Origin of the sequence: Streptomyces sp. LS1784 (genome assembly GCF_020103755.1) — a bacterium.
GTDB lineage: Bacteria > Actinomycetota > Actinomycetes > Streptomycetales > Streptomycetaceae > Kitasatospora.
The window spans coordinates 1-20,191 of record NZ_JAHSQD010000106.1; the positions used below are offsets into that span (position 1 = coordinate 1).

18 protein-coding genes and 1 pseudogene are annotated in these 20,191 nt (G+C 73.3%); 12 read left to right on the forward strand and 7 right to left on the reverse strand.

The window, feature by feature from the left end; all coding sequences use genetic code 11:
* Positions 1–1,212, reverse strand: a 1,212-nt coding sequence (locus KS423_RS15290) for a hypothetical protein (RefSeq protein WP_224279488.1), incomplete at its 3' end; no start/stop codon positions are given.
* A gap of 296 nt (positions 1,213–1,508) precedes the next feature.
* A complete protein-coding gene (locus KS423_RS15295; RefSeq protein WP_224279490.1) occupies positions 1,509–2,471 on the reverse strand; it encodes an FAD-dependent oxidoreductase in 963 nt (320 codons plus the stop codon).
* Between the two features lie 127 nt (positions 2,472–2,598).
* Here KS423_RS15295 and KS423_RS15300 point away from each other — a divergent pair, with 127 nt between their 5' ends.
* Positions 2,599–3,513: a LysR family transcriptional regulator gene (locus tag KS423_RS15300; RefSeq protein ID WP_224279492.1), complete on the forward strand. Its 915-nt coding sequence runs from the start codon at positions 2,599–2,601 to the stop codon at positions 3,511–3,513.
* 69 nt (positions 3,514–3,582) lie between these two features.
* On the opposite strand, the gene KS423_RS15305 is transcribed toward KS423_RS15300, so the two are convergent.
* Positions 3,583–4,068, reverse strand: a complete 486-nt coding sequence (locus tag KS423_RS15305) for a cysteine/serine endopeptidase inhibitor (RefSeq protein WP_224279501.1) — start codon at positions 4,066–4,068, stop codon at positions 3,583–3,585.
* A 320-nt stretch (positions 4,069–4,388) separates the two neighbouring features.
* On the opposite strand from KS423_RS15305, the gene KS423_RS15310 reads away from it, so the two are divergent.
* From KS423_RS15310 to KS423_RS15320, 3 genes and pseudogenes are all read left to right on the forward strand, one after another.
* A complete protein-coding gene (locus tag KS423_RS15310; RefSeq protein WP_224279504.1) occupies positions 4,389–5,042 on the forward strand; it encodes a 4'-phosphopantetheinyl transferase in 654 nt (217 codons plus the stop codon).
* Between the two features lie 88 nt (positions 5,043–5,130).
* Entirely contained in the window at positions 5,131–5,514 is a 384-nt protein-coding gene (locus KS423_RS15315) for a barstar family protein (protein WP_224279506.1), read from the forward strand.
* A gap of 25 nt (positions 5,515–5,539) precedes the next feature.
* Positions 5,540–5,746, forward strand: a pseudogene (locus tag KS423_RS15320) (helix-turn-helix domain-containing protein); the annotation flags it as partial.
* 168 nt (positions 5,747–5,914) lie between these two features.
* Here the strand turns inward: KS423_RS15320 and KS423_RS15325 are convergent.
* Positions 5,915–6,706, reverse strand: coding sequence for a polysaccharide deacetylase family protein (locus KS423_RS15325; RefSeq protein WP_224279508.1), 792 nt, complete (start codon positions 6,704–6,706; stop codon positions 5,915–5,917).
* A gap of 362 nt (positions 6,707–7,068) precedes the next feature.
* Between KS423_RS15325 and KS423_RS15330 the strand changes: the two genes are divergently transcribed.
* Entirely contained in the window at positions 7,069–8,691 is a 1,623-nt protein-coding gene (locus tag KS423_RS15330) for a CehA/McbA family metallohydrolase (protein WP_224279510.1), read from the forward strand.
* A 240-nt stretch (positions 8,692–8,931) separates the two neighbouring features.
* Complete coding sequence (locus tag KS423_RS15335; RefSeq protein ID WP_224279512.1) at positions 8,932–9,426, forward strand: hypothetical protein; 495 nt, start codon at positions 8,932–8,934, stop codon at positions 9,424–9,426.
* Between the two features lie 99 nt (positions 9,427–9,525).
* On the opposite strand, the gene KS423_RS15340 is transcribed toward KS423_RS15335, so the two are convergent.
* A complete protein-coding gene (locus KS423_RS15340; RefSeq protein ID WP_224279528.1) occupies positions 9,526–9,984 on the reverse strand; it encodes a DinB family protein in 459 nt (152 codons plus the stop codon).
* Between the two features lie 220 nt (positions 9,985–10,204).
* On the opposite strand from KS423_RS15340, the gene KS423_RS15345 reads away from it, so the two are divergent.
* The 4 genes from KS423_RS15345 to KS423_RS15360 all read left to right on the forward strand — a co-directional run bounded on the left by KS423_RS15345 (position 10,205) and on the right by KS423_RS15360 (position 14,492).
* Positions 10,205–10,792: a carboxymuconolactone decarboxylase family protein gene (locus KS423_RS15345; protein WP_224279514.1), complete on the forward strand. Its 588-nt coding sequence runs from the start codon at positions 10,205–10,207 to the stop codon at positions 10,790–10,792.
* Positions 10,789–11,655 carry an RNA polymerase sigma-70 factor gene (locus KS423_RS15350; RefSeq protein WP_224279516.1) on the forward strand — a complete coding sequence of 289 codons (867 nt, stop codon included), beginning with the start codon at positions 10,789–10,791 and terminating at the stop codon, positions 11,653–11,655. The genes KS423_RS15345 and KS423_RS15350 overlap by 4 nt, the downstream gene beginning before the upstream one ends.
* 171 nt (positions 11,656–11,826) lie before the next feature.
* On the forward strand, positions 11,827–12,639 hold the full coding sequence (locus tag KS423_RS15355) for a class I SAM-dependent methyltransferase (RefSeq protein WP_224279518.1): 813 nt from the start codon (positions 11,827–11,829) through the stop codon (positions 12,637–12,639).
* A 221-nt stretch (positions 12,640–12,860) separates the two neighbouring features.
* Positions 12,861–14,492 (forward strand): serine/threonine-protein kinase, encoded by a 1,632-nt coding sequence (locus tag KS423_RS15360; protein WP_224279530.1) that lies wholly within the window; start codon positions 12,861–12,863, stop codon positions 14,490–14,492.
* Between the two features lie 12 nt (positions 14,493–14,504).
* Here KS423_RS15360 and KS423_RS48020 read toward each other — a convergent pair whose 3' ends face one another.
* Together KS423_RS48020 and KS423_RS15370 are read right to left on the reverse strand one after the other, a co-directional pair.
* Positions 14,505–17,900, reverse strand: a complete 3,396-nt coding sequence (locus KS423_RS48020) for a CHAT domain-containing protein (protein WP_224279520.1) — start codon at positions 17,898–17,900, stop codon at positions 14,505–14,507.
* Positions 17,901–17,924: 24 nt separating this feature from the next.
* Positions 17,925–18,413 (reverse strand): hypothetical protein, encoded by a 489-nt coding sequence (locus KS423_RS15370; protein ID WP_224279522.1) that lies wholly within the window; start codon positions 18,411–18,413, stop codon positions 17,925–17,927.
* 463 nt (positions 18,414–18,876) lie between these two features.
* Between KS423_RS15370 and KS423_RS15375 the strand changes: the two genes are divergently transcribed.
* Positions 18,877–19,515: a flavin reductase family protein gene (locus KS423_RS15375; RefSeq protein WP_224279524.1), complete on the forward strand. Its 639-nt coding sequence runs from the start codon at positions 18,877–18,879 to the stop codon at positions 19,513–19,515.
* Between the two features lie 87 nt (positions 19,516–19,602).
* Positions 19,603–20,175 carry a MarR family transcriptional regulator gene (locus KS423_RS15380; RefSeq protein ID WP_224279526.1) on the forward strand — a complete coding sequence of 191 codons (573 nt, stop codon included), beginning with the start codon at positions 19,603–19,605 and terminating at the stop codon, positions 20,173–20,175.
* Positions 20,176–20,191: the final 16 nt, after the last annotated feature.

A 20,191-nucleotide genomic window follows, 5' to 3' on the forward strand; every position in this document is an offset into this window, starting at 1 on the left:
GGGCGGCGGGGGCGCGACGGGCGGCGGCGGGGTCGGCGGGGCGAGCGGGGGCGGCGGGGTGCCGGCCCAGACGGGTTGGTCCCCGGCGAGGGCCTCGAAGTCGTGGCCGCACTCGGAGCAGGTGTCCAGGACGGACTCGGTGCGCATGTCGCCGCAGCGTGGGCAGAAGGTCACCGGCTGCTCGTCGGCGACGGTGCTCTCGCAGCGTGCGCAGACGAAGTCGGGGTCGATCTTGGACTGCTGGAAGATCGACCCGAAGATCAGGAAGGGGTTGGGTTCGCCGTCGTTCTCGTACGTCGTCTGCACGACGGAGGCGATCGTCTTGAGGCGGTTCTTGCGCTGCCGCAGCCGTTTGAGGTCCAGGTTCACCACCTTGGTCTGGCGGCAGTCCCGGCAGGTGCAGAGGGTCCGGACGGGCAGCCGCGAGCGGATGCCGAACTGGCGGTGCAGGAACTCGAAGGCCGGGCGGTCCTCCTCGGCGACCGCCACCTCCACGGATCCGAGGCCGCCCGCGCCGAGGCGGCCTTCCACCACCGCCGCCAACCGTGCGATGTCGGAGGCCAGTTGGGACGGTACGCCGTCCGGACGGCTGCCGATCATCACCGGGATCGCCAGCAGGGTGCGGGCGGTGACCATGTCCATCGCGAGGAAGCCGGCCGGGGAGCGGAAGACGATGCGCTCGATGCCCTCCCACAAGGACGGGCCGGTGGAGCGGCGCCCGCCGGAGAGCCGCTCGTTGACGCGGGCGGCGACGCCGCCGATCAGCCGCTGGCCGGTCTCGTGGTGCCGGGCCAGGTTGTCGGCCCGGGGTGCGCGGGCCCACCACCGGGGCTGGGGGAAGCCGGCCGCTCCGGCCGCCGGGTCGAGGCCGGTGAGTGCGCGGTCGAGGGCGAGCAGCGCCGTCTGGAAGGCTGCCACATAGGGGTCCTGCACGCCCAGCGCGATCACCGAGACCGCCCGGTCCGTCAGGTGCAGGGAGACCGAGGTGCGGTCGCCGTCGGCGGGCACGAGGTGGAGGCGGGCTGCCAGCGGCACCTGGTCGGGCAGGAGCATCGCCGAGCGGACGGCGGAGCCGCGCCGGGCCTCCACCACGGTGGCCATCTCCGAGGTGATCTGGAAGCCGAGCGAGCGCAGCACGTCCACGGCGGCGACCCGGACGCGTCCGGTGTCGGCGTGGACGCGGCGCTCGGCGTCGAGCGTGATCGAGGCCAAGGTTCCTCCGGAGGAACGACATTGGGGAGCGGGAACGGAAGCGGGACGGTCTCAGCGCGCAACCGTAGCGAATGCGACTCACCGCCGTGGCCGGAACGGACCGCCGAACACGTCGGGCCACGGGTGCTCCGACCGCGCTCGTTCGCCGGGGTGCACGGTTCTCGACCTCCTACGGCCCTCTGCCTGCGACAGAGCAGGGCGCCCCCGGCCGGGCCTCGCGCCTGCCGCCGGCACCGGGCCCGCCCTCGCCCCATCGGCTCGACGGGCGTCGGCACCGACCCGGTGAGGATTCCCGGTCACCCCACCAGTTCGGCGGCGGCGTCGGCGCAGCCCCAGCTGAGGGTGACCCCGGCGCCGCCGTGACCGTAGTTGTGGACGATCCGGACGGCCGGGTCCGCTTCGAGGCGGGGGCCGCCGTGGCGGGCGGGGCGCAGGCCGACGGCGTGGCCGATGACGCGGGCACCGCGGAGTTCGGGTATGCGGGCCGTGCAGCGGGCGAGGATGGCCTCGGCGACGGCAGGGTCGGGTGTGGTGTTCCAGTCGTCCGGTTCGAAGGTGCCGCCGAGGACGACGTCGGCGCTGCGGGGGTGGATGTAGGTGTAGCCGGCCGGGTCGTCCTGGATGCGGGTCGAGCTGGGCAGTCCGGGGTTGCGGACCAGGACGAGCTGGCCGCGCACCGGGTGCACGGCCGGGTCGTCGCAGAGCTGCCGGGCGGCGAGTCCGGTGGCGTTGACCACCACGGGCGCCCAGGCCAGGGCCTGGTCGAGGGCGTCGAGGCGACGGTGGACGATCTCGCCGCCGTTGTCGATGAACCGGCCGAGCAGCCAGGGCAGGTAGAGCGGCATCTCGACGGCGGGGGCCGTGAAGGACCAGCCGTCCGCGCAGTCCGGTCCGCGTTCGGCGGCCGTCAGCCGGCGCAGGTCGGGGACAGCGTCGCCCCACCAGGGCAGGCCCGCCGACTGCTGCTGGTGTTCCAGCATGCGGGTGCTGCGCATCGAGACGCCGGGTACGCCCTGCGCGGCCTGGCGGGCGAACTCGGCGAAGGCGGTCGCGGACCAGTCCGCCACCCGGCCGCTCGTGCCCGTGGCGACGGGGAACCAGACGGCCGCGGCCACGGCGGAGGTCGTCGACAGCAGGCCGTCAGCCGTCACCACGACGACTCGAAGTCCCTTCTCCTGCAGGCGGATCGCCGTGGTGAGCCCGATGATCCCGCTTCCGACCACGACGACGTCCGTCGCCCCACCCACTGCATCACCCATCGCGAACTCCTCCTCCCGAGGGCCGCCCACCGGGTGTCGGCGGCCGTCTCCAGGAAATCCGGCCGCACCGACGGCCGTCCAAGACCAGTTCTGTCCCGCAGCGATAAGCCGCGCTTATCATCGCCGGATGGATCTGCGTCGGATGCGTTACTTCTCGGTGCTGGCCGAGGAGTTGAACTTCACCCGCGCCGCGCGCCGACTGCACGTGGCGCAGCCTGCGCTCAGCCAGCAGGTCAAGGCGCTGGAGCGGCAGCTGGGCGCACAGCTGGTCGAGCGGACCAGCAAGGGCTGCGCGTTGACCCCGGTCGGGCGTGCGGTCGCGGAGGAGGCCCGGCGGGTGTTGCGGGAGGTGGCGGAGGCCGAGGAGCGGGTCGCGGCGGTGGTCCAGGGGCGGGAGGGCCGACTGCGGGTGGCGTACACCCGCTCCGCCCGGGGCGGGGCCTGCGATGTCCTGGTGACGGAGTTCCGCAACCGCTACCCCCGGCTGGACGTCGCCCTGCAGACCGGTTGGACCTCGCACAACGTCGCCGAGCTGCTCGCCGGGCGGCTGGACGCGGCGTTCGTCCGGCCGCCACTGGACGTCCCCGGGCTCGCCTGCCGGATCATCGCCGAGGAGGAGCTGCTGCTGGCCGTGCCGGCCGGCCATCCGCTCGCCCGCACCCGGGCCCGGATCGGCCGGCACCGGATCACGGACGAGCCGGTGGTGCTGTGGCCGCGGGAGAACGGGCCGGGGATGCACGCGCTGATCACCGGGCAGCTGTGGCCGGGCCGGTCGCCGCGGATCGTGCGGGAGGAGCCGGACGACGAACAGCTCCTGCTGGCCGTGGCGGCGGGCTACGGCATAGCGCCGATACCCGAGGGCCGGGCCCGGGTGTTCCGGATCCCCGGCGTCCGCCTGCGCCGGTTCACCTCCCCGGTGCCGACCGTCACGCTGGGGCTCGCCCACGATCCGCGGACCGCTCCCCCGGCCGTCCAGCTACTGCTCGCGATGGCCCCGCCACTCGTGGAGGCGCAAGCCCCGCCCGGACACGGTCGGCCGTGATCCCGACCTCCGGCCCGCGGCCCGCCCCCGCCGACCGGGCGGGGGCGGACACGGTCGTCAGGGGCGGGCTCAGCCGATGGTGGAGCCGGCGATCGGGGCGGAGAGCTCGACGGTCTTGCCGTTCAGGGCGGTCTTGACGAACTGCCAGGTCAGCCCGGTGATGACGCCCTTGTCCAGCGGGGCGAGCCTGGCGAAGGCGGGCTGGCTGAGGTCGATGTGGGTGGAGTCGCAGGAGGGACACTGGTCCTTCACCGGGACGGTGATGGTCTTGCCCTGGTAGGTGACCTTGACCGAAATGCCTTTGCAGACCGGGTCGTTGTTCGGGTTGGCGGTGGTCCACCAGGTGTGCGAGACGGCGACCAGCATCTGGGTGGCGGCATTGATCTGGGTGCCGCAGGCGCCGTAGCCGGCGTCGTTGTAGTAGGTGGCCTTGCCGGCCATGGGCTGGTTGATCGGTATCGCGGCGCTGGCGGAGCCGGCCGTGAGGGCGATGAGGGCGGCTGCGGCGAGCGGGGCGCCCGCGAGGATCCTGAGGTTCTTGCCGATGGCGCGCATGGTTCGTTCCCTCCCGTTGCGGTGAAGGTCATGAGCATGACAGGCGGAACTCGACACATTCGCACGACAGTTCGCCAACCGAATGTCCGCCCTTGTGGAGAAAACGTATGCGCCCGCCGCAAGGTGGTCCAGACCTCCGCGATGTTGGCATGAACACAGGGCAGGGATCTTTACCCATGCGGCCGAAGGGGCGAAGATGCGTGACAGACCCGCCACGGAGGGTGCTGACCGGCCGTCACCCGAGTCCCGCCGGAGCCCCCGGCCGGGTTACCCTCGACCCGCGCGGCGACCACCCGCGCGGCCGACCGAGGGGGGAACGGATGATCGGGGACCTGCTGCCGGACGTCGTGGTGACCGAGGTGGCCTACGACGACCCGCCGGAGGCCCGGCTGGAGCCCGAGGAGGAGCCGGCCGTCGCCCGGGCCGTCGACAAGCGGCGCCGCGAGTTCACCACCGTCCGGCACTGCGCCCGGGCCGCCCTCGCCCGGCTCGGCGTCCCGTACCGCCCGCTCGTCCCGGGTCTGCGCGGAGCGCCGAGCTGGCCGGACGGCGTGGTCGGCAGCCTCACCCACTGCGACGGCTTCCGCGCGGCGGCCGTGGCCCGGGCCGGCACCCTCGCCTCCGTGGGCATCGACGCCGAGCCCGCGCTGCCGCTGCCGGAGGGCGTCCAGGAGGCCGTCGCACTGCCGGTGGAGCAGCAGCGGCTCGCCAAGCTGACGGCCGAGCACCCGGACGTCCCGTGGGACCGCATCCTGTTCAGCGCCAAGGAGTCGGTGTACAAGGCCTGGTTCCCGCTGACCCTGCTCTTCCTGGACTTCGACGAGGCCGAGCTGGACCTCTCCCCCGACGGCACCTTCACCGCCCGGCTGCTGGTCCCGGGCCCGGTGGTCAACGGCCGCCGGATCGACGGCTTCGACGGCCGCTGGGTGGTACGGGACGGGCTGCTCGCCACCGCGATCGCCGTCTCCCCCTGAACCGTCCGCCCCGGCCGGTTCACCCCGGCCTGTCCACCCCGGGCCGGCCGTCCGGACCGGTTCACCGCCGCGGCATATCCTCGACCCCGTGACGGTGACCTATGTGATCGACGGCAACGAGATCAGGACCCTGGAGGACTTCTGGGACGTGGTCGGGCGGGCCGTCGGGGTGGACGGCTACTTCGGCCGCAACCTCGACGCCTTCGCCGACTGCCTTCGGGGCGGCTACGGCACGCCCGAGGACGGGGACTGGGTCATCGAGTGGCGCCATCACGAGGTCTCCCGCCGCAACCTCGGCCACCCGGAGACGGTCCGTCAGCTGGAACTGCGGCTGGCCCGCGCCCACCCCGCCAACCGCGCGCGCATCACCGCCGAGCTGGACGCCGCCCGGGCGGGGCGGGGGCCTACGGTCTTCGACTGGCTGGTCCGGGTCGTCGAGGAGGAGCACCCGGGCGGCCTGCGCCTGGTCTGAGCCGCCCGGCCACCCGGGCTTCCGCCTGTACCCGAACGGGCCTCAGCGGGCGGCACTGGCACGAGCGTTCGGGTGCGCTCGGGTGGTCTTCAACGACGCCCTTCGGGCTCGTGAGACCGCCCGCGCGGACGGGCTGCCGTTCCCGAGGATCGGCGACCTGTCGAAGCTGCTGATCACCGAAGCGAAGAAGACCCCCGCGCGTGCATGGCTCGGGGAGGTGTCGGCGGTCGTTCAAACGCCGCCGTCGACATCGCCAAGGCCGCCGGGCTGGCGATGACAGCCTGTCGAGCGCAGGTAGGACCGGGACCTGTCCCGGCACAGCGTGAAGAAGCAGGAACCCACCGAGACGGTCGGACGACCGTGGCAGGAATCCCCCGGCCTCAAGCCGGGGGAGCGGAAGTCAAAGCACGTCCGAGAGCCGGACGAAGCGCCGCCCCGCCGCCAGCAGACCCGGCACCGCCGCCGCCACCCCGGGGGCGGTGCCGCCACCCGGGTGGTTCAGGTGGCCGATCACGATCGCGCCGGGCGGGGCGGAGGCGACCTCCCGCCGCACCTCGGCGGCCGGGAGCGTCGCCCCGCCGTCCCCGTTCACGGTGAAGCCGGCCACCAGCTGGCCCAGGTCGGCGACCACCCGGGTGGCGACGTCGTCGTAGTGCGCGGTGCCGGAGCGGAAGAACCGGGGCGGGTGCCCGAGCAGCTCGGCGAGCTTGTGGGCGTTGCCCACCACCTCGTCGTACACCTCGCCGACGTCGCGCGTGCCGGCGATGCCGTAGGCGGAACGGCCGGAGACCGAGAGCGGACGGTGGACGGTGCCGTGGTTGCCGATCTCGAACAGCGGGTCGACGGCGAGCCGCTCGAACTCCTCCGGGTTGGCGTCGATCCAACGGGCGTTCAGGAAGAGCGTGGCCGGCACGTCCTGCGCCCGCAGGAAGTCGATCAGGTCGGCGTCGTAGCCGTTGCCTCCGGCGCCGCCGCAGGCGTCGAAGGTGAGCGCCATGGCGCCCTCGCCCTCCGGCAGCGCGGTGATCACCCCCTCGACCTCCAGCCCCCACTGGCTCGGAGCCAGTGCGCCGTACCGCTCGACCACCTCGGCCCGGGTCGGCTCGTGCGGCGGCTGCTCACCGCCGCCCGGCGTCGGCTCCGGCGCGGGCGTCGACGCGGCGGCGGCCTCGGTGGGAGCTCCGGACGGCATCGCGAACGGTGTGTCGGACGGCGCCGCGGACGATGTCACCGAATCCGCCGAGGCAGCGCCCACCGCCGAGGCCGAGCCGGTGCCCGCCGCCCTCGTCCGGCACCCCGCCAGTGCTCCCCCGGCCACCGCCATGAGCAGCGTCCGCCGACTCACCGACACACCCGCCTCCATCCGCGCCATTTCGCATATGAACCGATTCCATGACTATGAACCGACCATTCGTCACTCCCCGCAAATCGACCCCGGCCCCGCCCGCCCCCTCTTCACCGGCCCGCCCCACCGCCGTGGGCCCCGCCTCACCCCCGGTTCACTCGCCCGGGTAGGCACGCGAGCGACCCGCCCTCCCCGATCCGGAGACCTCGATGCCGACCGAGCCCAGCTCCCCACGCTCCGACCAGCCGACCGACCAGCCGGCTCCGCAGCCGGCCGCCCGGCCCGCCCGCCGGGACCTGCTCCGCACCGGCCTCGCCACCGGCGCCACCACCCTCGGCCTCGCCGCCCCCACCGGCCAGGCGACCGCCGCCCCCACCGCCGCCCCCGGCGCCACTCCCGCCGACCGCACCCTCACCCTCACCGGCCACCTGCCCACCGGCGCCCCCGACTTCCTCCACCTCCCGGTGGAAGTGCCCGAGGGCGTCCGCGAGATAGCCGTCTCCTACGGCTACGACAGGCCGCCGGTCCCGGCCGGCACCCCCGGCAACTCCTGTGACATCGGCATCTTCGACGAGCGCGGCACCGACCTCGGCGGCCCCGGCTTCCGCGGCTGGTCCGGCGGCTTCCGCACCGAGTTCAGCCTCTCCCGCGGCGCCGCGACCCCCGGCTACCTCCCCGGCCCGATCAACCCCGGCACCTGGCACGTGGTCCTCGGCCCCTACCAGATCGCCCCGCAGGGCCTGGAATACCACGTCGAGGTCACCCTCCGGTTCGGTGCGCCCGGGCCGCAGTTCACGCCACACTACCCCGCGGAGCGGGCCCGCGGCCGCGGCCGGGCCTGGTACCGGGGCGACTGCCACCTGCACACCGTCCACTCCGACGGGCGGCGCAGGCCCGAGGAGGTGGCGGCCGGGGCGCGCGCCGCCGGCCTGGACTTCATCGTCTCCACCGACCACAACACCAGCTCCTCGCACGCCGCCTGGGGCCCGCTGGCCGGCCCCGACCTGCTGATCCTGCCGGGCGAGGAGATCACCACCCGCAACGGCCACTGGCTGGCCCTCGGCCTGAAGCCCGGCCAGTTCGTCGACTGGCGCTACCGCTCGCGCGACGAGGAGTACCCGCGCTTCGCCCGCCAGGTCCACCGCTCCGGCGGCCTGGTGGTACCCGCGCACCCGTACTGCCCGTACGTCGCCTGCCAGTGGAAGTTCGGCTACGAGCAGGCCGACGCCGTCGAGGTGTGGAACGGCCCCTGGACGTACGACGACGAGTCGGCGGTGGACACCTGGGACGGCCGGCTCGCCGTCGCCCTGCGCGAGGGCCGCTCCTGGCTGCCCGCCCTGGGCAACAGCGACGCGCACAGCGAGCCGCAGGTCATCGGCTCCCCGCACACCGTGGTGCTGGCCGAGGACCTCACCCGGGACGCGATCCTCGACGGGCTGCGCGCCGGGCGCAGCTGGCTGGCCGAGTCCTCCGCCGTCGCGCTGGACTTCACCGTCACCGGGCACGGGCGCCGGGCGGGCATCGGCGAGGAGCTGACCGTCCCGGCCGACGCCCCGCTGGACGTCCGGCTCACCGTCTCCGGGGTGCCCGGCGGGACGGTCCGCCTCCTCACCGACGAGGGGCAGATGCACCAGGAGTCGCTGCCCGCCGACGGCTCCGGCACCGTGATCTGGCGCACCACCGCCTCGCTCGCCGCCTACGTCCGGGCCGAGGTCCGCCACCCGAAGGCGGACGGCACCCCGGGCAGGGGCAACTCGATGGGCCCTGACCTGCCCTGGGGCGCGATGGCGGCGCTCACCAACCCGATCGTGCTGCGCACCGGCGACCGGTAGGGGCCGGCGGCGGCCCCCTGACGGGCCGCCGACCGGTCGCGGGTCTTCCCTCCGACCCGCCCAGGAACCGGGTGGGGGACGACTCGGACCACCCGTTTGGACTAGGTTGATCCCCGAAACGCATCAGTCGTAGGGACGAGGCGGTCGGTTGTCCGGATATGGGCCGACCAGCTCCTTCGCACTCCGACCGCCCCGCCCCGGCTACCCGACCGTCCCCGGCCCGCGAAGGGATCAGCAGCTGTGAACCGTACGACCGTAGGTGGGCCGGAGCTCGGGGGCGGCCGGGGCGCCGGGGGCGTCCTCGTCCTCGTCGACCCGGGCGGGGCCGGGAACAGCCCGGTCGCGGAGCTGCTCGCCCGGGAGCTGAACCCGAGCGTCCACCTGCGGACGGACGACTTCCTGCGGGTCATCCGCAGCGGCCGGCTCCCGCCCCACCTGCCCGAGGCCGGACACCAGAACGCCACCGCCCTGGCCGCCACCGCCCAGGCCGCCTTCGCCTACGCCACCCGCGGCTACCAGGTCGTGGTGGAGGCCCCCGCCGTCCCGGCCGCCCTCGACACCTTCCGCCGCGAGAGCCGCACCACCGGCGCCGCCCTCCACTACGTCGCCCTCCACCCCGGCCCGGCCCCCGACGACGCCACCCACACCCTCGACACCACCGCCCTCACCCCCGAGACCACCGTCGGCGCCGTCCTCACCGCCCTCACCCACCGCACCCACCTCCTCGGCTGGTAGGCCCGCCCGGGACGCCCGGGCCCCACCGCGCCGTCGACCGCCTCCTCACCCTCCTCACCCTCCTCACACCCTCACCCCGCCGGCACCCGGCCCACCCGGCTACGCCCCCACCGCGCCGTCGATCGCCTCCCGCAGGAAGTCCGCGTGCCCGTTGTGCCGGGCGTACTCGTGGATCAGGTGGAGCATCACCAGCCGCAGCGACACCTCGGCGTCCCACCGGGCCTGGTAGCCGGTGACGTCGAGGGAGTCCGCGGCGAGCTCGATGCGGCGGGAGTGCTCGACCTCGGTCCGCCAGGCGGTGAAGGCCTCGGCCCGGGTGGCGCCGGCGGGGTCGTACGCGGCCTGGTAGTCGCCGTCCTCGGACCACACCAGCGGCAGGTCCTCGCCGTTGATGACCCGGCGGAACCAGGTGCGCTCGACCTCCGCCAGGTGCCGGACCAGCCCGAGCAGGCTGAGCGTGGAGGGCGGGCTGGAGCGCCGGCGCAGCTGCTCGTCGGTCAGGCCCTCGCACTTCAGGGCGAGGGTCGCCCGGTGGAAGTCGAGGAAGCCGCGCAGCATCTCGCGCTCGCCGCCGGTCAGCGGCGGGGCGGGGCGGTCGTCGGGGACGTTCACGTGTCGTTCTCCTCGCAGTGGTCGGCAGTCCCCGCGGACTGTAGCGAACCGACCTGCCGGTCCGAAGGTCGTTTTCCCCGGCCGTCATGTCGGGCTGTCACATCCGGGCACCCTCCGGTGTCTTCATGTCCGGCAACCCGCCGAACCACCGAACCGGGAGGACACCATGGCACTGCGACTGCCGAAGGCCCAGCTGCCCGCCGAGCTGAGCGAGAACATGATCAAGGGATTCGGGACCACCCTCGAACCCGTCGAGGCGGTCTGGCACAACCCCGGCGTCGCCACCGCGAACCTGGACTTCTCCCGCCGGATCGCCGAGTGGGACGCGCTCGACGAGAGCCTCAAGTCCTTCGCGCACATGGCGGTGGCCGCACAGGTCGGCTGCAGCTGGTGCCTGGACATCGGCTACTTCCAGGCGCAGAACCAGGGCCTGGACCTGGCCAAGGCGAGCCAGGTGCCGAACTGGCGGGCGTCGGAGGTGTTCACGGCGCTGGAGCGGGAGGTGATGGAGTACGCCGAGGCCATGACCGTGACCCCGCCGGCCGTCACCGACGAGCTCTACGACCACCTGCTGGACGCACTCGGCCCGGCGGCCATGGTCGAACTCACCGCCTACGTCGCCTTCGTCAACATGGCCACCAGGAACAACACCGCGAACGGCGTCCGCTCCCAGGGCTTCTCCGACTCCTGCGAGATCCCGCTGGCCAGGCGCACCACCGCCGCCGACGCCCCGGCCGGAGCGTCGCCGGCATGACCGAGGACCCCTTCGTCACCCACCGCAGCCTGCTCTTCACCGTCGCCTACGAGCTGCTCGGCTCCGCCGCCGACGCCGAGGACGTGCTGCAGGAGTCCTGGCTGCGGTGGGCCGAGGTCGACCGCGGGCAGGTGCACGACCCGCGCTCGTACCTCATCCGGATCGTCACCCGCCAGGGCCTCAACCGGCTGCGGACGCTGTCCCGCCGGCGCGAGCAGTACGTCGGCGAGTGGCTGCCGGAGCCGCTGCTCACCAGCCCCGACGTCGCCGAGGACGTCGAGCTCGCGGAGAGCGTCTCGTTCGCGATGCTGACCGTGCTGGAGACGCTCGGGCCGACCGAGCGGGCGGTGTTCGTCCTGCGCGAGGTCTTCGAGCTGCCGTACGAGGAGATCGCCGAGGCCCTCGGCAAGACCTCGGCCGCCGTGCGGCAGGTCGCCCGGCGGGCCCGCGGGCACGTGGCGGCCCGCCGGCCCCGGGTGCGGGTGAGCCGCTCCGAACAGCAGCAGGTGGTGGAGCGGTTCCTGGAGACCCTGCGCACCGGACGGCTGCAGGACCTGATGGAAGTGCTGGCGCCGGACGTCGTCCTGATCGCCGACGGCGGTGGGATCGCGGCAGCCGTGCCCGCCCCGGTGCACGGGGCCGAGGCGGTGGCGGCGCTGCTCGCGCGTACCGGGCGCCTGCCGGTCGCGTTCGACACCACCACGGTGTGGCTCAACGGCGCACCGGCCGGCCGGATCGACATCGGCGGCGAGCCCTCGGTGGTGAGCCTCGCGGTGGCGGACGGCCGAATCACCCGGATCTACATCGTGCGCAACCCGCAGAAGCTGACCCGGCTCGACGCACCGGCCGACCTCGCCCGGTAGCCGCCCCCGATCGCGTGGTGGTGCTCCCGGCCCCCTCGGAGCACCACCACGCCCCCACTGCTCCCCGGACACTCCACCATCACGTACCGTGTTCGGACCACTACAGGTTTGGGTACGTACCTCGGCGCGCCCGGCGGCCGGGCGCCCACCGAGCAGGAGACCCAGCGGCCCATGGATCACAACCGCATCCCCCCGACCGTGCGCCGGACCTACGGCGCCGACGATCTGGCCAAGACTGCCAGCTTCGCAGGCGGATTCATCAATTTCGGTTACTGGCAGGACATCGATCTGACCGCTCCGACCCCCGAGGACCGGGTGCGCAGCCAGGAGCAGTTGTACCGACGGGTGTTGCGGGAGCTTCCCGAATCGCGTGAGCGGTTGCGGTTGGCGGAGGTGGGCTGCGGGCGGGGGCTGGGTGCGGCGTTGGCGCTGCGGGAGTTCCGCTTCGCGGCGGTGACGGGGGTGGACATCCACCCCGATCAGATCGAGCGGGCCCGTGCCGTCAACGCGAGAGCCCTGGCGACGTACCCCGATCGGCTGGCGTACACCCTGGGCTCGGCGGACGAACTCCCGTTCTCCGACGGCTACCTGGACGGCGTCTTCTCCGTCGAGGCGGCCCAGCACTTCCGCGAACTGACCGGCTTCGCCCGCGAGAGCGCCCGTGTCCTGCGCGCCGGCGGCCGCCTCGTCGTGACGACCTTCTTCACGGCCCCCGGCTCCGACGCCGCCGAACGCCTCAAGATCCTGCTCGCCAGCTTCGCCGACGGCCTCGACGTCGCCCACCCCCTCGACGGATTCACCGCCGCCCTCGCCCGCTTCGGCTTCACCGACGTCACCACCGACTCCATCGGCGCCGAGGTCTGGCCCGGCTTCGACCGCTACCTCACCGACACCGTCCCCACGCCCCACTGGAGCCGCAACTTCCTCACCGCCTGGCGCGACGGCCTGGTCGACTACCACGTCGTCACCGCCACCCGCATCTGACCCGCACCACACACCCGAGCCTGCCCGCACCAGCGGCGGACAGGCATCCGACTTCGACCGTCCACCGCCGGTCCCCAACCGCCCTGCCGAATGTGATGCGTTATCACATCGCGTGAACGTCAAGGGCTTTGAGCAGAATTGCTTGCGATCAGCAGTGCGGGGCGGCCAGACTGCCAGCAGGACTGTCTGTCCGTCTCGGAGGGGGCCGGGTGAAGCAACTGATGCCGACCGATCCGATCGCGGTCGGTCCGTACCGACCGATCGCGGAACTGGGCCGGGGTGGGATGGGCCGGGTGCTCCTGAGTACCGCTCCGGACGGGCGGCTGGTCGCACTGAAGCAGGTGCACCAGCGGTTCTTGGAGGACGACGGCTTCCGGGCCCGCTTCCGTCGTGAGGTGGAGGCCGCCCGGAGCGTCACCGGCACCTACACCTCAACGGTCGTCGACGCCGACCCGGACGCACCCGAGCCCTGGCTGACCTCGGACTTCATCCCAGGGCTCTCCCTCCACGAAGCCGTGGAGACGGTCGGCGCCCTGCCCGCGCCATCCGTGCTGTCACTGGCCACCGGACTCGCCACGGCGCTGGCCGACGTCCACCACGCCGGACTGGTGCACCGGGACATCAAACCGTCGAACGTCCTGCTCGCCGAGGACGGTCCCAGGCTCATCGACTTCGGCATCGCCCGCGCGGCCGACAGTGAGGACGGGACCACCCTCACCCACACGGGGCTGCTCGTCGGTTCCCCGGCCTTCATGTCCCCCGAACAAGCCCAGGGGCTTCCGACCGGCCCGCCCAGCGACGTGTTCTCGCTGGGTGCCGTCCTGCTGATGGCCTACACCGGCGCGTGCCCGTTCATCGGGCCGTCCATTCCGCAGACGCTGTACAACATCGTCTACACCGACCCGGATCTCGGGAGGCTTCCCGAGGAGATCCAGCGCATCGCCGCTCCTTGCCTGGCCAAGGATCCCGGGCTACGGCCGAGCGCCGACAGCCTGCTGGACTCCCTCACCCGGCTCGCCGCTCCCGTCCACCGGCCCTGGCCGGTGGCGGTCCACGAGCTGATCGAACACCAGCGGACCGAGGTCGCCCGGTTGCGCGCAGAGGCGAAACGCGCGGAGGCGGCGCGCACGGAGCCCAAGCGTCCGGCGCCTGGTGCGCCTGCTGTCCGGAAGCCCGCCCCCCGGAAGCGGTCGGGCACTGCCCGGTGGGAGCTCCTGGTGGCCGGCGCGATCACCGCCGCCCTGGCGGTCACCGCCGGCGTGCTCGTTCCGCAACTGCTGTCCGGCGGTGGCACCCGCGAGGTCGGCAAGCCGGTCCCGGTCGTCACCCAGCCCCCGCTGCGGCAGACGACGCCCAGCCCGACCGCGCCCCTGCCCAGCCCGACGGTGGTGACGCCCAAGTCCACGCCGCCGCCCGTGGTCGTTCCCTCCCCCACGGTGGTCCCCGAGCGCACCCCCACCCCGACGATGGACCCCGAACGCGCCACCAGGACGCCTGCCCCGCCACCCGACACGAAGCCGAGCACGCAGCCCGCCCTGATCGCCAGCTGTTACGAAGGGAACGTCGTCAAGCCGACGAAGCTGCTGCTCGCCTGCGGTGACGGCAAGCTCTCGCTGTTGGACCTGACCTGGTCCGGCTGGGGAACGCCCACCGCCACCGCTACCGGCACCAAGGAGGAGGTGCCGTGCGTCCCCAGCTGCGCCCAGGGCCGGCCGGTCCACGCCCCGGCCAAGGTCACCGTCACCGGTCTGGTGGGCGGCCGGTACACGCGGATGCAGATCGATTCCCCGCGTTCCCCGAACAGCTTCGCAACCTACCGGCTGGGACCGAACGGACCCGTGTCACTGGACTGACCGACGGGGCGGTCAGGCTCCCCAGGCCGTGAACCCGGCCCAGCGCCGCGGCGACGCGAACGGTTGCCCGTCGGCGGCCGGCGCTGCGTACCGGCGGGCCAGGTCGGCCAGCCCAGGGCGGCCCGCCGTGTACTGCGCGAGTCCCGCCCCGGTCAGGCCGCGCAGCCACGACCGCGCTTCGCGCAGCGCCCGCACCGGGTCCCGCCCGTCGGCACCGACACGTGGAAGCAACTCGTGGAAGCGCGTCATCAGCACCGCCGTCGCCAGGTCGTCGACCTGCCACAGGCTGGTCACCGCGCAGGCCGCCCCGGCCTGGAGGAACCCGGCCGGCAGCCCGACGAACTCGTCGGGCATCCGCACGATCTCGAAGTGACCGGACTGGCAGGCACTGGCCACCACGAGCCGGCAGCAGCGCAGTTGCCGGCGGGCCAGGACCTCCACGTCCAGCCGCCCGTCGGCCAGCGCCAGCGAGGCGCCCCGGCTGCCGAGGTCCGCGCTGCCGTGACAGCTCAGGTGCAGCACGGTCGCCTCCGCGACATGGTCGAGCAGCCACGCCACGGTGGCGTCGGCCCCCATCGCCCGGTGGACTTCCCCCAGGGGCTCGAAGACGCCGACGACCGCGTCGAGTTCGACCCGGCTGCCCGGCAGCGAGCCGTCCGGGTCCCCCACCGCCACCAGCAGCTGGGCCGCCTCCGGAGGGCGCGCGGCTCTGGCTCCGCAGGCCGCGTGGACCGCCGCCGACGGGGAGACGTACAGAGTGCCGACGTCGTCCAGCACACCGGCCGGGCCAGGGCCGACCGGCACCGCGTGCAGCGGGACCATACCGAGCAGCCCGGTCGGGATCACCACGGCCTCGTGCCTCGGGTCCTCCGCCAGGAGCCGGGCGACCGGGCGCAGCAGCGGTTCCAGCAGGCCGAGGCGCTCCAGGGCGGCCGGCAGGTCCTTGCGTCGTCTGAGGGCTCCGGCGTGCTGGGTCAGGAGCACTCCGGGTGCGTGCTCGTCCTCCGGGTCGAGGATCAGGAGGCTGAGGACGGTGGCGCCGGAGACCTCGGGTACGACGGTGCCCAGCACCCGGGGCCGCGCTTCCACCTGCGGCAGCTTCCCGCCCGCACCCGGTGGGAGTGGGGTGCGGTCCTGCACCCGCGGGATCGTCAGGACGCAGCTGCCCCACGGCGCGTACACCAGGTAGGCCAGCGGCCTGCCGGCCGCGGCGCGGACGATGTCCTCCAGCCCGCTGGTGGACAGGAAGCGTTCCATGCCCGGAATCCGCCGGATCTCCGCGATGACCGTGCGCAGGCCGCGTTCCGCATCGGCCTGTTCGGCCGTTCCCGGGTCGAGCCCGTGCGGTGTCGCGGCGGCCGGTTCGGCAGCGGCGCGCCGGTAGCGGGACTGTGCCTGCCGGTATCGCCCGGCCAGCGCGGGATCGATCCGCTCCAGCGCCGCCAGCTCCACCGCGCCGCGCCCGGTCACGACCGACAGCTCGCGGGCCAGTCCGCGCTCGATCGCTTCGACGGCCTGCTCCGGACGGCCCGCCCGGGCCAGCAGGTATGCCGCGAAACGGGCGAGCAGTGGCCAGCGGGTGAGCACGTCCTGGCGGCCGGGGGCGGTGACCTGGGCGTCGTAGAGCGCGTCGAGCGCGGTGAGCAGGCCGGCCACCAGGTCGGCCGCCTCCGTCCACCGCCCGGCATCGGCGAGGACGGTGAGCACCTCGGTGCCGATGCCGAGGTGCAGGCTCGGCGAGACCGTCGGCGGCGCCGCGAGCAGGGCCTCCCGGCGCAGCCGGAGACCTTCCGCGCTGCCCGGTCCGTCGAGGCGGTCATGCCTGTCGAGCCGGTCATGGCAGCGCGCGAGCAGCCACTTGACGCGCGCGGAGTCGACCAGGCCGGGTCGCGCGGCCGCCAGGTCGAGTGCCGCGCTCACCGCCGCCCGGGCGCCGAGCGCGTCGGCGGGTTCCCGCGACAGCAGGAGGTCCGCGAGGTTGCACTGCAGCTGCGCCCACAGCCGCGGGTGGTGGTCGGGGGGCAGGTGGGCGAGTGCGCTCCGGTAGCGCTGCTCCGCCTGGATCAGGTCCTCCGGCCGTCCGCGGCGGAAGAGCAGCATGCCGAGGTTGAGCATGGAGTAGGCCCAGTCGACCGCGTTGCGTTCCGGTGAGCGGGCTCGCAGGCCGAGCAGGAGGCGGTCGATTCCGAGGTCGAGGTCTTCCGGGCCGCCGCCGGGCCGCGAGGCGAGCAGCAAGCCGTAGTTGGTCTGGATCACCGCCCAGGTGTCCGGGTGCAGGTCGTGGTCCAGTTCGGCGGCGCGCGCCAGGAGGTCCCGGGCGGTGAGCCAGTTCTCCACGAGGTCGCCGTCCTGACGCCGATCGTGTCCGGAGGCGAGGTTGCTCGCCACCTGGGCCCAGGCCAGGCTGCCCTCGGGAAGGTGGCTGAGGGCGTGTTCCAGCAGGCCGATCGCCTCGGACGGGTCGGTGTCGAGCCCGTCGTGCACGACGTCCAGCAGCCGGGAGCCGAGCAGCGCGGCGAGTTCGGTCTCCAGTGCGGCATCGCCGGTCTGACGGGCGAGTTCCAGCGCCTCCCGCGCGGCCCTCACGCCCTCGGCCCCTCTGGTCTCCCGCGCCCTGCGGTCCAGCACCGCCAGCCGTTCCCGCAGTCCCTGGCCGAGGCGTTCCAGTTCCCCGAAGTATCGGCGGATCACCTCGTCCTGCGGCGGGTCGCTCCGGCACAGGCCGTCCAGCAGGCGCTGGCGCGCGCCGAGCAGGGTTTCCATGGGTGTACCGGCCGCCGCGCGCAGTTCCTCCCGTGCGGCGTCACGGACCTGCGTGGAGGTGGTCAACTCGGGGTTGTTCCTGACGAGTTCGGCGAACGCGCCAGGAAGGGTCCCCATCACGGCGCGCAGCAGGTACCGCACCCGCGCCGCCTCGCGCTCCGCCCGGGCGAATTCGAGGAAGATCTCGTAGTTGGCGACCGTCGGCGGGCCCTCCCGGAGGAGTTCACGGCGTGCGGTCTCCGGGTCGTCGAGGTCCCGGTCGACATCGCGGGCCAGCACGACCGGCAGCGCCCTGCGCGGCAGGGGGATCGTCTGCCCGGTGATGGTTCCGCCGTCGAACGCCCCGGCCCGCCCGGCCTCCGCCAGGATGCGGGTGGCGCAGTCCCCGGCGCCGGCCTGGAGGTCCTCGACGGACGACGCGAACAGCACCTGGACGATCGCGTCGGGGCGCAGCACCAGAACCGGCGCGTCGATGTGCGCTCGCGCCCCGCAGCCCGGGCAGGCCACCCAGGACACGCCTGGACCGTCGACCTCCAGCACGTCCGCCCGCTCGCGGGCGTCGATGATGTGCCAGACCGGCTCCTGACACCCCCGGGCGCACTCCGGGCAGTTCCACGCGTACGGGGCCCTCGTCGATACCGCCACAGCCGAACCTCCGTTTGCTGGCGGCTACTTGCCGCCGGTGATCTGGGACAGCAGCGCCGTCAGGACCTTCCCCAGGGTGGAATCCCGAAGCGCCCGCTTGCGGATGGTGAAGCTCCATCGGCCGCTCGGCTCGCGCTTGACGAGCACATCGGTCTGCAACAGCGTGAGGGCCAGCACGGCGGCCCCGAGCATGACGCCGTCGAAGCGCTCGGCCGGCTCCCGCGCGTACTCGACGGCCTCGCCGACCGTCCCGGCCAGCGCCTCGTCCCGATCCGCCGCGTACGCCAGCACGAGTCGCGCCAGTTCCCCGTCGGACGTGGGTGGCTCCTCCGGCCGCCCGTACACCGCCAGGTCCTCAGCCACCAGGGCCTCCCGCAGTTCCTCACCGCGAGAGGGAAGCTCGCCGGCCGCGGTGAGAAGCCCGCGATCCTCGACCACAGCAGCCAGTGCCCTGACTGCTTCCTCCTCGGAGAGCAGCCGGATCTGCCATTGAAGGTCACGTTGAGTCGACATGTCCCAAGTCTTGCGCGCTCGCCAGACGTTCGCGGCACAAACAGCCGAACTCGGGTCGCCCGTCATCACGTCATTTCCCTGTCTCAAGGGCGGCAAGGATGGCCGTGGTCAGCGGTTCCACACACTCGTCGGCGCGCAGTTCGATCGCGTCAGCGAGGTCGATCCGGTGGCCGTCCAGGACGATCACAACAGCCTCGGCACCACGGACGACGGCACCTCACACCGGGCCCGTTTCCGAGCACCCTCCCCCTGGGACGAGGCAGCGGAACGGGGCAGCATTGCTGTCAGTGCAGTTGCCGACCCCCGCCACCAGCCCGTTCGTCCTCGGCGACGGGTTCCACTCGGCGGGAGTGCGATGTCGTGTTTCCGCCAGCGCCGGTGGTCTCGTCGCGAGAAGGTCGGCGACGGCTCGTGTCCCTCACCGCGGGTCCGTCCGTTCGGAACTCTGCGAAAGGCGCAGCGCATGCACATCGTCCCCGGGCTCAAGGTCCTGTACTTCGGAACGCCGGTGGTGCTGATCAGCTCGCTCAACGAAGACGGCACGGCGAATCTCGCGCCGATCTCCTCGGCGTGGTGGCTGGGCCAGTCGTGCATGCTCGGTCTCGGCAACAACGCCCACACCACCGCGAACCTGCTGCGGGAGGGCGAGTGCGTGCTCAACCTGCCCTCGTCGGCGATGGTCGGTGCCGTTGACCGGATCGCGCTCACCACCGGGAAGCCGGCCGTGCCGGACTACAAGGTGGAGCAGGGCTACCGGTACGAGCCGGACAAGTTCTCGACCGCTCAGCTGACCGAGCAGGCATCGGATCTGGTCCGGGCCCCACGGGTCGCGGAATGTCCGGTCCAGCTGGAGTGCCGCGTCGTCTCGGCCCATCCGTTCGGCGGCCCCGCGTCACATGCCACCGCCTTCGAGGTCGAGGTTCTTCGCGCCCATGTCGAGGAGGGGCTGGTCATCCCGGGGACCCACTACGTGGACCCGATCGGCTGGGACCCACTGATCATGAAGTTCTGCGAGTTCTTCGGCGGTGGGCACAACGTTCACCCGTCGAGGCTCGCCGAGGGCTGGAACATGCCGCACCCGCGCCCCTCGGCGGCCGCCTGAGCGGTGTCCGCCCGTAGAATGCGAAGCTTGAACGGCCGTGGGCCCGGCCGGGCACACGCGGCCCGGCGATGATGTGAGGGAGCACCCGTGCCCAGCCAGCGGTCCATCAACGAGGCGGAAAGGCTCGTGCAGGCGAAGCTCGGCGGCATCCCCGTCCGCCGGGAGCGGATGGCCGCGGTGGCCAACATCTACCGGGCCGCCTCCGCCGTACGGCAGCACCTGGAGAACTCCGTACTGCGCGGCTCGGACCTGACCTGGACCGCCTTCGTGGTGCTGTGGGTGGTGTGGGTCTGGGGCGAGTCCGAGACGCGGCACGTCGCCGAGGAGGCGGGGATCTCCAAGGGCACGCTCACCGGGGTGTCCCGCACGCTGGAGTCACGCGGCCTGCTGCGGCGCGCCGATCACCCCACCGACGGGCGGCTGGTGCTGCTCGCACTCACGGAGGACGGCGAGGAATTCATGCGCCGGGTGTTCCCCGCGTTCAACGACGAGGAGTCCTTCGTCACCGCGCAGCTGAGCGACGCGGAGTGCGTCAGCCTCGCCGACGGGCTGCGGCGCGTGGTGCTCCAGGTCGAGGAGGCGGGCGAGGACCGGCGCCGGTCGCTCCTGAACGGCGAGGAGCCCGCCCCGCGCCGCAGCGGCCGGCGCGCCCGCCGCTGAGGCGGCGAGGTCGGGC